The 12542-nt window shown below is 63.1% G+C and carries 12 protein-coding genes and 1 tRNA gene; 6 read left to right on the plus strand and 7 right to left on the minus strand.

Annotation, left to right across the window (positions count from 1 at the left end):
• From U9J33_RS11525 to U9J33_RS11535, 3 genes are all read left to right on the plus strand, one after another.
• Positions 1–480 (plus strand): Lrp/AsnC family transcriptional regulator, encoded by a 480-nt coding sequence (locus U9J33_RS11525; protein ID WP_231635872.1) that lies wholly within the window; start codon positions 1–3, stop codon positions 478–480.
• A 91-nt stretch (positions 481–571) separates the two neighbouring features.
• Positions 572–2284 (plus strand): peptidase M61, encoded by a 1713-nt coding sequence (locus U9J33_RS11530; RefSeq protein WP_324695379.1) that lies wholly within the window; start codon positions 572–574, stop codon positions 2282–2284.
• 87 nt (positions 2285–2371) lie between these two features.
• Complete coding sequence (locus U9J33_RS11535; protein ID WP_324695381.1) at positions 2372–3535, plus strand: glycerophosphodiester phosphodiesterase; 1164 nt, start codon at positions 2372–2374, stop codon at positions 3533–3535.
• A gap of 45 nt (positions 3536–3580) precedes the next feature.
• On the opposite strand, the gene U9J33_RS11540 is transcribed toward U9J33_RS11535, so the two are convergent.
• From U9J33_RS11540 to grxC, 4 genes are all read right to left on the minus strand, one after another.
• Positions 3581–3657 (minus strand) — tRNA-Arg (locus U9J33_RS11540).
• Positions 3658–3701: 44 nt separating this feature from the next.
• The gene (locus tag U9J33_RS11545) at positions 3702–4217 is read right to left on the minus strand and encodes a DUF1178 family protein (protein WP_324695383.1); all 516 of its coding nucleotides are present in this window, start codon (positions 4215–4217) and stop codon (positions 3702–3704) included.
• A 6-nt stretch (positions 4218–4223) separates the two neighbouring features.
• On the minus strand, positions 4224–5054 hold the full coding sequence (locus U9J33_RS11550; RefSeq protein WP_324695385.1) for a carbon-nitrogen hydrolase family protein: 831 nt from the start codon (positions 5052–5054) through the stop codon (positions 4224–4226).
• Between the two features lie 5 nt (positions 5055–5059).
• On the minus strand, positions 5060–5323 hold the full coding sequence (gene grxC, locus U9J33_RS11555; protein WP_324695386.1) for a glutaredoxin 3: 264 nt from the start codon (positions 5321–5323) through the stop codon (positions 5060–5062).
• Positions 5324–5480: 157 nt separating this feature from the next.
• On the opposite strand from grxC, the gene U9J33_RS11560 reads away from it, so the two are divergent.
• Positions 5481–5951 carry an Hsp20 family protein gene (locus tag U9J33_RS11560; protein WP_054437593.1) on the plus strand — a complete coding sequence of 157 codons (471 nt, stop codon included), beginning with the start codon at positions 5481–5483 and terminating at the stop codon, positions 5949–5951.
• A 165-nt stretch (positions 5952–6116) separates the two neighbouring features.
• Positions 6117–7052: an AEC family transporter gene (locus U9J33_RS11565; protein WP_324695391.1), complete on the plus strand. Its 936-nt coding sequence runs from the start codon at positions 6117–6119 to the stop codon at positions 7050–7052.
• A 74-nt stretch (positions 7053–7126) separates the two neighbouring features.
• Here the strand turns inward: U9J33_RS11565 and U9J33_RS11570 are convergent, their stop codons facing one another.
• From U9J33_RS11570 to tpiA, 3 genes are all read right to left on the minus strand, one after another.
• Complete coding sequence (locus U9J33_RS11570) at positions 7127–8755, minus strand: CTP synthase (protein ID WP_132469010.1); 1629 nt, start codon at positions 8753–8755, stop codon at positions 7127–7129.
• 142 nt (positions 8756–8897) lie between these two features.
• On the minus strand, positions 8898–9317 hold the full coding sequence (gene secG / locus U9J33_RS11575; RefSeq protein WP_185997336.1) for a preprotein translocase subunit SecG: 420 nt from the start codon (positions 9315–9317) through the stop codon (positions 8898–8900).
• Between the two features lie 155 nt (positions 9318–9472).
• Positions 9473–10231: a triose-phosphate isomerase gene (tpiA, locus tag U9J33_RS11580; RefSeq protein WP_054437602.1), complete on the minus strand. Its 759-nt coding sequence runs from the start codon at positions 10229–10231 to the stop codon at positions 9473–9475.
• A 323-nt stretch (positions 10232–10554) separates the two neighbouring features.
• On the opposite strand from tpiA, the gene U9J33_RS11585 reads away from it, so the two are divergent.
• A complete protein-coding gene (locus U9J33_RS11585) occupies positions 10555–12522 on the plus strand; it encodes a peptidylprolyl isomerase (protein ID WP_324695395.1) in 1968 nt (655 codons plus the stop codon).
• Positions 12523–12542: the final 20 nt, after the last annotated feature.

The following is a 12542-nucleotide window of genomic DNA, read 5'->3' on the forward strand; positions in this document are numbered from 1 at the left end:
TTGCCTGCCGAACTTGACCGGCTCGACATGAAGATCCTCGATCGCCTTCAGATCGACGCCTCCGAATCTTCCAGCGAGATCGCTGACCGCGTGGGGCTTTCCCAATCGCCCTGCTGGCGCCGCATGCAGCGGCTCAAGGAGGAGGGTTATGTGCGCCACACCGTGGCGATCCTCGACCGTGAAAAGTTCGGCGAAAGCATGTTCATCTTCGCCCAGCTCAAGATGTCTCGCCTGTCGGACGACGACCGTGACCGGTTCGTCCACGCAGTGGAGGCAACACCGGAAATCCTCGAAGCCTACACTCTGTTCGGTGAAATGGACGTGATGCTCAAAGTCCTGGCCCCCAACATCGCCTGGTACCAGAACTTCACGTTCCGCACCCTGCTCCGCCTGCCCGGTGTGGAGGACGTGCGCTCCACGGCAACGCTCTCGGAACTCAAGTGCACGCACCGGCTACCGCTGCCGTCGTTGCCGGGTTGAATTCCCCACCAAGCATATTTCATGCGCACGCCTGCCGGCAAGCGATGCTCTTTGCACATTTTCCTTCGGTACAGCCTGTTAGCCTCGTTTCATGACATCGCTTCGCAACGCCCTGCTCGCCGCGCTTCTTTCCTCCACGCCGCTCGCCTCCGCCACGGCGGCCGAAGCGACCGATGGCCCCGCGCCGGAAATTTCAATCGCACTTGCGCCGGTTGCCGATGAACAGGGCGCGCTTACACGTCTCGACGTGGCGATCCGCTTCGAAGCACCTCCACAAGGCGACGCGCTTGCTGCCATTGCAGTCACCGCCAATACCGTGGAGACTTCCGCGAGGAACCTGCAAGGTCTGGTCTTCTCCGATACCCGCGGCCTGATTCCGGTCGAAATGCATGACACGGCGCGGGACGGAGACAACCTCGAACGCTCGTGGAAAGCGCTGCGCCCGGTCGAAGGCGCGGTAACTGTCGCCTACCGCTTGCCTGTAGACCCGGCCCAGCCTGAAATGGCACGCCCGCAATACGAACTGCGGGCTGCCGACGCCGGGCTGTCCGGCGCAGGCAACGCTTTTCTCATACTGCCGGCCGACGCACGCGCCCGAGACCTGTCGGTAAGCTGGGACCTCGCGCGGGCAGGCAAGGACGCACGCGGCGTCTCCAGCCTGGGGATCGGGAATAGCCATGGCAGCCGCCCTCTCCGGCCCGACCAGATCGGCGGGACATACTACATGGCCGGCCGCATCGGATCTTACGCCAAGAGCACATTCTTCGGTGCCTGGCAGGGACAATTCAGCTTCGCCGGGCCTCAACTGATGGATTGGGCAGCCCGCCTTCAGAAATTCTACGGAGAATTCTTCGACCAGCGCCCAGCCAGCTTCGGGGTGTTTGCGCGAACCAATCGGCTCAATCCCGGAAGCGGCATCGGCCTGACAGACAGTTTCGCTTTTACCTTCAGCGAAAAAACGCCCCTCTCCGACCTCGAAAGCCTGCTGGCGCATGAAATGGTCCATGCCTGGATCAACTCACTCGGCGATTCGATGGACGCGGCGGGCGGGCTCGGTCTTTCGTGGTTCGGTGAAGGTCTCGCTGTCCATTATCAGCGCATGCTGCCTTATCGCGCCGGACTGATTTCGCGGCAGGCCTTCCTGGACGACCTCAACTCCACAGCCGGACGCTACTATACAAACGCCCTGATCGGCACTCCCAATGACCGCATCGCGGACGGGTTCTGGAAGGACACCCGAATCCGCGTGTTGCCCTACGATCGCGGTTCGCTTTACTTCGCCTCGGTGGATGCGCAAATCCGCGCCGCCTCGGGTGGAAAACGTTCGCTCGACGATCTCGTGCGCCGCATGCTTGCCGAGCGCCGCGCCGGCCATGCCATGGACCTTGCGCTCTGGAAGACACTGCTGGGCCAAGAGCTTGGCGCCCGGGGCATCGCCGATTTCGAAGCGATGCTGGCGGGTCGGACCGTATTACCTCCGGCAGATGCCTTTGGACCCTGCTTCGACCGCGTTATCAAGCCACTCAAGCGCTTCGACCTCGGGTTTGATCCGCTGATCCTCGTCACGCCGGAGCGCGTGGTGCAGGGCCTCAAGCCCGGCTCCGCCGCAGAAGCCGCAGGGCTGCAAAACGGTGACCGCATCCTGAACCGTTTTCCGCAAGACGGCCTGCAAGGCGATCAGGACGCCAGCCTGACCCTTGACATCGAGAGGGACGGCCAGAAGCGCAAGCTGACCTATCTGCCGCGAGGAGAGACTATGGATGCGTACCAGTGGCAGGCGAAGCCCGGCGTCTCCTGCCACTGACGCAAACTCATGCCGGAGCTGTCGTCATGCTGTCACCTGCCCTGAATAGCCGGCGGAAACAGAGCCGGTTTCCCGAAGGTTTTCAGCATGATCGAATCTCCGCTTTCCCGTCGCTCGCTGATCCGCGGCAGCGCCGGAGCGACGCTTGTCGGGATGGCAGCGTCAATCGTGCCTGACGGGCTTGCAGCCGCAAGCAACGCAAGACCAAGGGCCCCGCGCCCGGCAAAGCCTCTGGTGATCGGCCATCGCGGCGCCAGCGCGCTGCGCCCCGAACACACGCTCGCCTCCTACGCCAAGGCCATTGCAGACGGCGCGGACTTTATCGAACCCGACCTTGTCTGCACAAAGGACGGCATTCTTGTGGCCCGGCACGAAAACAACATCGCCGACACAACCGATGTCGCCGACCATCCAGAGTTTGCAGGCCGGAAAGCCACGAAAGTCATCGACGGCGAGAATGTTACAGGCTGGTTCACCGAGGACTTCACGCTTGATGAAATCAAGCGCCTGCGCGCGAGAGAACGACTCGGCCCGCTACGGCCGGAGAGCCATGGGTTCGACGGCCAGTTCCAGGTCGTTACCTTCGAGGAAATCGCCGAGTTCGTCGCTGCCGAGGCCCGTGCCCACGGCCGCTTGATCGGCGTCATTCCCGAGATCAAGCACTCTACCTACTTTGCCACTATCGGCATTCCGCTTGAGCAGCGCGTTCTCGACCGCCTCCACGCCAGCCCATACCTCTGCACTGCCCCGGTGATCCTCCAGAGCTTCGAGGTATCGAACCTGAAATGGCTGCGCGAGCGGCTTGATGGGCTCCGCAACGTCCAACTCATGCAACTCACCGTACCCGGTGCAAAGCGCCCGGCCGATCTTGCAGCAAAGGGCTCTGGCCCCAGTTTCGACGATCTCCATAAGCCAGCAGGCCTCGCTGAAATCGCGACTTATGCGGATTGGATATCGCCCTACAACCTCGCCCTTGTCCCGCGCGACAAGGACAATCGCCTTGCAGCCCAGCCCAGCGGTCTGGTCGCCAACGCACACGAGGCCGGCCTTCTGGTTTCCAGTTGGACTTTCAGGCCGGAAAATTACTTTCTTCCCGCCGATTTTCGCAACGCATCAGGCGATGCCGCGCGCAACCCGGCAGGCAGCATCGCCGAAATCCGCCGTTATCTTGAACTGGGGCTCGACGCTTTCTTCACGGACGATCCGGCACTGGGCCGTGAAGCGGTTGACGGCACAAGGCTTAAGGCCTGACCCTCAACCACGAAAAAGCCCGCGAAAATCGCGGGCTTTTATTGTTGGTGCGCCCGACGGGATTCGAACCCATGGCCCCCAGATTAGGAATCTGGTGCTCTATCCGGCTGAGCTACGGGCGCACTCGAGGGCCTCCTAGCTTGCGGCGAATGCCTTGGCAATTGGTTCAATTGGTCTGTTCGGGCGGAACCACCGGAAACGGCAAGGGCATGACCGGAATGCCTTCCTCCATAAGCTCCTGCGCCTGCTCGGGCGTGGCACGGCCATGGATCACTTCGGCATCGCGCTCGCCATAATGCATGGCCCGGGCATCTTCCACGAAGGTCTCACCGACAAAACGACTGGACCTGAGCGCCTCGACCTGCATCAGCGCAAGCTTCTGGAGCAGTTCGACCGCCTGCGGCGGGATTGCTTCCGCCTGCTGGAGCGAGGCCGGCTCTGAAGGCACTACCGCAGAGGAAACTTCCGGTTTCTGCGGCGGTGCGTCTGACGCAGCAGTCCGCTGGTTCCCCTTGCGGGCAAGGTGAGGCGCCTGAACCGCCTTTCCAACGTCGTCCGACCCGCAACGGGGACAACTCAGCAATCCCCGTTCCTGCTGCCGCGCATAATCGTCCGAGGACTTGAACCAGCCCTCGAAACGGTGATGCGCGGAACGGCATTCGAGATCAAAGACAATAGGCATCGCGGCCTATTTGGCGATCTCGCGGCGGTTGGCAAGGCTTGGCAACTGCGCGCGCACTTCCGCGATGCGGCCAGGATCAAGATCGACGAAGCCGAGACCGGCCATTTCCCCGCCCATATCGAGCAGAACCTCGCCCCAGGGGTCGATCGCCAGCGAATGACCGTAAGTCTCGCGCCCATCCTCGTGATGGCCCACTTGCGCTGCGCTGAGCATGAAAGCGCTTGCTTCCACGGCCCGTGCGCGCTGCATCAGGTGCCAATGCGCCCGGCCGGTAGGCACGGTAAATGCGGCCGGAGCGGCGATGACATCGCACCTCGCACGGCCGAGCGCCTCGAACAGCGCCGGGAAACGGACGTCGTAGCAAATCGCCAGACCCAGGCGCCCAAGCGGTGTTTCCACCGTCACCACCTTGTCGCCCGGCGCGTAAGCATTCGATTCGCGCCAAGATTCGCCCGTCGCCAGATCCACGTCGAACATGTGCATCTTGTCATAGCGAGCGCGAATCTCGCCCGAGGCATCGATGACGAAAGCGCGGTTGGCGTAGCGCCCATCGCCCTGCCCATCGTTTCCGGGACGCACGGCCAGCGAGCCGAGATGGACCCAAACCCCTTCCCGCGCCGCAGCCTCTCGCACGGCGGCCAGTACCCGATCCTCGCCCTCCGTAACTATGTTGACGGCTGCACGCTCGCGCTTGCGGTCAAGCAGGCCGGACATCTCGGGGGTGAAGACCATGACCGCACCGCCCGCCTTCGCCTCGGCAAGGGCGGAAACGATCGCGGCAGCGTTGACGTCGGGATCGATGCCCGTGGTCATCTGGAACAGGGCGGCGCGGACCATTCCGGTCAGAGCCCGAGAACGGGGTCTAGCTTGCCGGCGCGGTCCAGCGCGCTGATGTCGTCGAAACCGCCGTAGGGCTTATCGTCCACCAGCACCTGGGGAACGGTCAAGGCACCGGGAACCCGCTCAACCATTTCGGCCCGCTTCGGCCCGCCCATCGTGATGTCATACTCTTCGTAGGTCACGCCTTTGCCGTCGAGCAGCGACTTGGCCATGACGCAATAGGGGCAGCCCCACTTGGTGTAGATCTCGACCTTCGGCTGGCTCATGAATACGGTTCCTTCAATCTCTTTGCGACCCTTGAAAGGGCGCCGCGCTATCATATCTAGGGATGCAAGTCATGGCCCGCCAAGGGGATGGCTTGCCAAAGAGGCGCCGGAGTCCGGGCCTCGTCACACGAAGATTGCTCAAGCGAGGATTTTTGTCATGAACCGTATCGATTTTTCGCCCTACCGCCGCACCATGGTCGGTTTCGACCGCCTGTTCGACATGATCGAGAACCAGGGCCGCGTGAATCCGGGCGATAAATATCCCCCCTTCAATATCGAACGTCGCGGCGCCGATGCCTATCGCATCACGCTGGCGGTCGCCGGTTTCAAGCCTGCCGACATCGATATCACTGCGCAGGCCAACCTGTTGGTGGTCAAGGGCCACAAGCCCGAAGAATCCGTCGAAGGCGAGATGCTGCACGTCGGCATCGCCCAGCGCGGGTTCGAGCGACGCTTCGAACTGGCAGATTATGTTCGCGTCGATGCCGCTGACCTGGCTGACGGCCTCCTTGTGATCGACCTCGTGCGTGAAGTGCCCGAGGCGATGAAGCCCAAGAAGATCGCGATTGGCGGCAATACGCTCACCGTGGTCGAGGGCAGCGCCGAAGAAGGTTCCGCTGCCGCCTGAATAGCCGGGTGAATTGCAGAATTGGGGGCGGTCCGGAAATGTCCGGGCCGCCCTTTTTGATGGTAAATTGCGCACTTCGCACGGAATGCAATTAAAACAGCGATGGACAGGCCAGGCCCAGCGCTTAATCCGCATGCTTTGCAAAGCAATGGGCCGCACTTTTCCATGATTTCGATCCTGTCGGTCGTCCTGCCGATCTTCGCCCTGACATTCGCAGGTTGGCTGACGCGGCGCTTGGGCATCTTCAGTCCGCAATCGACCACTGAACTGAACCGCTTCGTGGTCTATCTCGCCCTGCCTGCGCTGCTTTTCGATATCGTAGCCAAGGCCGACGCGGCCCAACTCTGGCAGCCCGGTTTCGTCGCGGTGTTTGGGCTGAGCACGTTCTTCTTCTTCGCGCTTACCGTAGCCATCAGCCGACTGGCCGGCGCAGAGATCGGCAATGCCGCAATCCATGGCCTCAACGGCGCTTATTCCAACGCAGCGTTTCTCGGCTTTCCACTGCTGCTGGCAACGCTGGGGCCGGCCTCCCAGACACTCACCCTGATCGCGACGATCAACACCGTCTGCGTGCTCTTTGCGGTTGCCATCGTACTGATCGAATTCGGAAACCAGTCAGGCGGCGGTGGCCCCTTGATCGTACTGCGCGTGCTACAGGCACTGTTTCGCAATCCGCTCGTATTGGCACCGCTACTCGGCGCTGCCGTGATGTCGAGCGGGATAGGCGTTGCCGCGCCCCTCGATGCATTCCTCAAACTGCTTGGATCGGCCGCAAGCCCTTGCGCCCTCGTCTGCCTCGGCATGTTCCTCGCCGAGCCGCGCGAACCAGAACCCGGCAGCGCGAGGATGACGGCCCTGCTGGTCGCTCTCAAGCTGTTCGTCTACCCGGCGATCACGCTGGCGCTCGCCCTCTGGGTCTTCCCCCTGACCGCACCTCTGCGCAATGCCGCCGTGCTCCTGGCCGCCCTGCCGACCGGAACCGGCCCCTTCATGTTGGCCGAGTTCCATCGCCGGGAAGGTGCGCTTACAGCCAGGGTTATTCTGATCTCGACAGTGTTTTCGGTCGGGACGATCACGCTGCTGCTCACCCTCCTCACCTGAAACGGGACATCCGGAATCGAAGAGGGGCGGGCTCTTGCGAGCCCGCCCCTCTTCATAATTCGGCCGCTACCGGCTCAGACCAGTCGCGCCTGCCGCAAGGCTGCCGCGATGAATCCCGCGAAAAGCGGATGCGGTTCGAACGGCCGCGACTTGTACTCCGGGTGGAACTGCACGCCCACGAAGAACGGATGATCCGGACGCTCGACGATCTCGGGCAGCAAACCGTCAGGCGACATGCCGGAGAAGATCAGTCCATTACCTTCAAGCGTTTCGCGGTATGAAGCGTTCACCTCGTAACGGTGACGATGGCGTTCCGAAATCTCGGTCGCATTGTAGATCGAGGCAACGTGGCTGTTGGGCGAAAGCTCGGCCTTGTAGGCTCCGAGACGCATCGTCCCGCCCAGATCGCCGCCTTCGGCGCGCTTTTCCAGGCCGTCCTTGCCCATCCACTCGGTGATGATGCCGACAACGGGCTCCTCGGTGGGGCCGAATTCGGTCGAGTTGGCCTTTTCGACACCAGCAGAGCGGGCGCCTTCGATACAGGCCATCTGCATGCCGAGGCAAATTCCGAAGAAGGGAACTTCACGCTCGCGCGCGAAGCGCACCGAGGCGATCTTGCCCTCCGTCCCGCGTTCGCCAAAGCCGCCTGGCACGAGAATGCCGTGCATCGGCTCAAGGGCAGCGGCGATCTCGGAATCTTCCTTCTCGAAGATCTCGGCATCGATCCAGTTGACGTTGACCTTGACCCGGTTGGCCATGCCGCCATGAACGAGTGCCTCGTTCAGCGACTTGTAGGCATCCTGAAGGCCGACATACTTGCCCACGACACCGATGGTGACTTCACCTTCGGGATATTCGAAGCGATCGGTAATGTCGTTCCAGCGCGAAAGATCAGGGGCTTCGGAAGCCATGCCGAAGTGATGAAGCACTTCCGCGTCAAGGCCCTCGTGATGATACTGCAGCGGCACTGCGTAGATGTTCGGCGCGTCAAGCGCGGGAATGACCGCCTGCGGACGCACGTTGCAGAACAGCGCGATCTTGCGGCGCTCGCTCTCCGGCAGTTCCCGGTCGCAGCGGCACAGCAGGATATCGGGCTGGATGCCGAGGCCGGTCAGCTCGCGCACGGAGTGCTGGGTAGGCTTGGTCTTCAACTCGCCGGCTGCCGCGATGTAGGGCACCAGGGTGACGTGCACGAAACAGGTCTGTTCACGGCCGAGTTCATTGCGCATCTGGCGCAGAGCCTCGACGAAAGGCAGTCCTTCGATATCGCCCACGGTGCCGCCGATTTCGCACAGGACGAAGTCGAGATCCTCGGTCTCCGTCATCGCGAAGTCCTTGATCGCGTCAGTGACGTGCGGGATCACCTGTACGGTGGCGCCCAGATAGTCGCCGCGGCGCTCCTTGGCGATGATGTCCTGGTAGATACGGCCAGAGGTGATGTTGTCAGCCTGGCGCGCCGATACGCCGGTATAGCGTTCGTAATGGCCGAGATCGAGGTCCGTCTCGGCGCCGTCGTCAGTGACGTAGACTTCGCCGTGCTGATACGGGCTCATCGTACCCGGATCGACGTTCAGATAGGGATCGAACTTGCGGATGCGGACGCGGTAACCGCGTGCCTGCAGGAGAGCCGCGAGGCTCGCCGCCATGAGACCTTTGCCGAGCGAGGAGACCACGCCGCCGGTGATAAAAATATGCCGCGCCATGGGAGTCGGCCCTTAAATTGCATGGGGGCACGAGCGCAAGAGCGCTGTGCCTGAATCCACAGTTCAAAACGAATGAAATGCCGCCTGCCAGAGCCAGACGGCATTCCTGTTACGATGATGCGCCGTAGTGTGCCCTGCCGGATTACCGGCCGGCAGCACCCGAAAGCGGATCATTGGCCGGAGTCGTGCCCGCAGGAGCGGCACCGGCCGGAGCCGGGCTCGCGCCATCCGCCGGAGCCGCGGCGGGAGCCGCCGGGCCGGCGAGCGGGTCGGCCGGCTGCGCGGGCGCGGCCGGAGCCGTCTCGCGCTGAAGGGAAGTATCGATATCGCGGCCCGTGGTTTCGTTCACCGCAAGCGCCGCAAGCACGATCGAGAGAATCACGAAAACCGCAGCAAGAATTCCAGTGGCGCGGGTAAGGAAGTTGGCCGCGCCGCGTGCGGACATGATGCCCGAGGGGCTGCCGCCCACGCCGAGACCGCCGCCTTCCGACTTCTGCATCAGGATGACGCCGACGAGAAGGAGGGCGACAATCGCCTGGACCACGGTCAGGAAAAGAAACATCGTGCGTTTTTCTCAGTGTTCTCGGGGGCCAAGGCCCGCATCTCAAGTCGCGCAGATAGGCGCTAGTCCGTCTCTGCGCAAGTCATCACCCGAAGCAGCTGCACAGTGCCCGCTGCCCGGCCGACTTTCGGGGCATTCTCGCCCCGTTTCCGTCGTCAGTCGTTGCCCAGCGAAGCTGCAGCGCCAACGATGGCGAGGAAACTTTCCGCGGTCAGGCTTGCACCGCCCACCAATGCTCCGCCCACTTCCGGCACGGACAGCAGTTCATTCGCGTTGTCCGCCTTGACCGAACCGCCATAGAGAATGCGCACATCCGCACCGCCCTCGCCGTAAATGGCCTTGAGCTTGTCACGAATGGCCTGGTGCATCGCGGCCACGTCCTCGATCGAGGGCACGCGGCCCGTGCCGATGGCCCATACCGGCTCATAGGCGACCGAAAGCTTCTCAGGGGCGCCGTCCGTGCGCGGGCACGAACCTTCGAGCTGCGCGGCGACCACGGCTTCGGCGTCGCCCGCATCGCGTTGCGCTTCGGTTTCACCGACGCAGAGAATCACCGCGAGGCCCGCCGACAGCGCGGCCTCCGCCTTGGCCTTGACGTCGCCGTCGCTCTCGCCGTGGAGAGTACGGCGCTCGGAATGTCCGACGATGGTGAAATCCGCGCCCGCATCCTTGAGCATGGGCGCGGAAATGTCGCCCGTGAAGGCGCCGCTGTCTTCCGCACGGCAGTCCTGCCCGCCAACGCCGATCAGTTCGACCGCATCGCGGATGCGGTAGAGCAACGTCGCCGGCGGCGCGACCGCCACCTGCACCTTCGGGAAGCGTGCGGCAGCCCGGTCGATCGCGCGCGCCTCGTTAAGCATCGCGCGCGTGCCGTTCATTTTCCAGTTACCGACGATGTAGGGCAGACCAGCCATGTTATTAAGAAACCTTGATTTCGGGGCGCATCGACCTTCTGACATACCGCAGAGGACGGGAATCGCAGGCCGCGCTTTCGTGGCGCTGCTAGGGCACGCAGGGCCTTCTTGTCAAAATCCGTGGATCTACCGTTCAGGCAAAACTTGCCGCCCGCCGCCATTCTTCGCGAGTCGCGCCCATCAGCAAGGACATCGGATAGAACCTTGCCATTGCAGGATGTCACAAGCCCCCCTAAAGCCAGCCCCGTTTTCGTACGAAGGCCGTCATCACGCTCGGCCGTCGTGCTCCGGTTGAACCCAAATCTCGCTGATCGGCACGGTCCATGCTCTCTTTCTTCCGTAACTTCCTGAAGTCCAAGATAGGTGCCGGCATCGCGCTGCTGGTCCTGGTGCTCATTACCCTGGCTTTCGTCGGCGGCGATATCACCGGCCAACGCGATTCCGCGGGCCTGGTGTCCGGTGCTTCCGTGGCCACAGTCGGCAAGGACGACGTAGAAGAAGGCGAGCTCGCACTTGCCGCCAAATCCGCGCTGACCCGCGTGCAAGGGCAGGACCCGACGATGACCATGAAGGCGCTCATCGCGCAGGGTGGTCTCGAGCAGGTTCTCGACGAACTGATCGACCGTACCGCCACGGCGTTTTTCGGCAAGAAAGTCGGCGTGGTCGCCGGTGATCGCCTGATCGACAGCGAAATCGCCCGTATCCCCGCCTTCCAGGGCGTCGACGGCAAGTTCGACCAAGCCACGTTCCGCCAGCTTCTCGCTCAGCAGGGACTGTCCGAGAAGTCGCTGCGCGAGGATATTGCGCAGGGCCTGATCGCGCAGCAGCTCATGCTGCCCGCGCAGTTCGGCACCACGATGTCGAGCTTCGCCGCCAAGCGCTACGCTTCCCTCCTTGACGAGAACCGCTCGGGTTCGGTCGTGGCGCTGCCCTCGCAGGCGTTCTTCCCCGAGAAGGCCCCGACCGACGCGGAACTCCAGGCATTCTACAAGGCTCACACAAACGCCTTCATCCGTCCCGAACGCCGCGTGATCCGTTACGCAGCCTTCGGCGAGGACGCGGTTGGCAACCTGGCCGCACCCACCGCAGCGGAAATCGCCAAGCGCTACGAGACCGACAAGGCTCTTTATGCCCCGCAGGACAACCGCAAGATCACGCAGTTGATCGTGCCTACCGAAGCTGCCGCCAAGGCGGTCGCCAGCGAAGTCGCCGGGGGCAAGACCCTCGAAGCGGCCGCGCAGGAAAAGGGCCTTTCGGCTGCGAAGCTTGAATTCTTCAGCAAGCAGCAGCTTGCCAGCCAGTTCTCTCCGGCCGTCGCAGACGCCGTCTTCGCGACCCCGACAGGCAAGCTGACCTCACCGCAGAAGAGCGCGCTCGGTTGGCACCTGATCCGCGTGGAGGAAGAACAGAAGAAGCCTGAGCGCCCCCTCGCCGCTGTCTCGGACGAAATCGTCGCGAAGCTGACCGAGGAAAAGAAGCGCACCGCCTTCACCGACCTGCTCGCCAAGATCGAGGACGAGTTCGCGAATGGCGCCAGCCTCGTCGAAGTCGCCAAGTCGGTCGGCGCCACCGTCGAAACCACCGCGCCGATCACCGCCAACGGACAGGTCTACGGCAAGGCCGGGGAAACCGCGCCTGCGCAGCTCCAGCCCGTTCTCGCCACCGCGTTCGGCATGGATCAGGAAAAGCCGCAGGCATCGCAGGTCGGCAAGGATGCGACCCAGTTCGGCGGCAAGAACTACATCGTCTACGACGTGACCCAGATCACGCCGTCGGCGCCTGCTCCGATCAAGGAAATCACCAACGACGTGAAGGCCGCCTGGGCGCTGGACAAGGGCTCGGCCGCAGCCAAGGCCGCTGCGCTCAAGGTTCAGGCAGCAATGCGTCAGGGCAAGACGCTGGAACAGGCCATTGCCGCCAGCGGCGCCAAGGTACCACCTGTCGAACAGGTCTCCATGTCGCGCGCCACGCTCACCGCCGCACTGCGTTCGGGCCGTCAGGTACCGCCGCCGGTGTCGCTGATGTTCCACATGGCCAAGGGCACCGTGAAGGTGCAGGCAGCCGGACAGGATCGCGGCTGGTTCGTCGTCGTCCTCAAGGAGGTCGTGCCAGGCAAGGTCGATTCGCCGGTCCTCGTCGAAGGCACCCAGCGTGAGCTGGGCGGCCAGCTCGGCCAGGCCTATACCGACGCCCTCGGCAAGGCGATCCGCAAGGAAGTGGGCGTCACCAAGCACGACAAGGCTATCGCAGCCGTTCGCCGCCAACTCGATGGCGCCGGCAGCGCCGAGTAACAACTGAGATGATGACCGGG

This window comes from Novosphingobium sp. RL4 (assembly GCF_035658495.1).
In the GTDB taxonomy this organism is placed as follows: Bacteria; Pseudomonadota; Alphaproteobacteria; order Sphingomonadales; family Sphingomonadaceae; genus Novosphingobium.

Excerpts from the sequence above, each read along its gene's own strand:
- tpiA (WP_054437602.1), bottom strand. The coding sequence starts at position 10,231 with ATGGCTGGTCTGCCCTACATCGTCGGTAACTGGAAAATGAACGGCACG.
- U9J33_RS11550 (WP_324695385.1), bottom strand. The coding sequence starts at position 5,054 with ATGGTCCGCGCCGCCCTGTTCCAGATGACCACGGGCATCGATCCCGAC.
- secG (WP_185997336.1), bottom strand. The coding sequence starts at position 9,317 with ATGTTTCTTTTCCTGACCGTGGTCCAGGCGATTGTCGCCCTCCTTCTC.
- U9J33_RS11535 (WP_324695381.1), top strand. The coding sequence starts at position 2,372 with ATGATCGAATCTCCGCTTTCCCGTCGCTCGCTGATCCGCGGCAGCGCC.
- U9J33_RS11530 (WP_324695379.1), top strand. The coding sequence starts at position 572 with ATGACATCGCTTCGCAACGCCCTGCTCGCCGCGCTTCTTTCCTCCACG.
- U9J33_RS11565 (WP_324695391.1), top strand. The coding sequence starts at position 6,117 with ATGATTTCGATCCTGTCGGTCGTCCTGCCGATCTTCGCCCTGACATTC.
- U9J33_RS11560 (WP_054437593.1), top strand. The coding sequence starts at position 5,481 with ATGAACCGTATCGATTTTTCGCCCTACCGCCGCACCATGGTCGGTTTC.
- grxC (WP_324695386.1), bottom strand. The coding sequence starts at position 5,323 with ATGAGCCAGCCGAAGGTCGAGATCTACACCAAGTGGGGCTGCCCCTAT.
- U9J33_RS11585 (WP_324695395.1), top strand. The coding sequence starts at position 10,555 with ATGCTCTCTTTCTTCCGTAACTTCCTGAAGTCCAAGATAGGTGCCGGC.
- U9J33_RS11545 (WP_324695383.1), bottom strand. The coding sequence starts at position 4,217 with ATGCCTATTGTCTTTGATCTCGAATGCCGTTCCGCGCATCACCGTTTC.
- U9J33_RS11570 (WP_132469010.1), bottom strand. The coding sequence starts at position 8,755 with ATGGCGCGGCATATTTTTATCACCGGCGGCGTGGTCTCCTCGCTCGGC.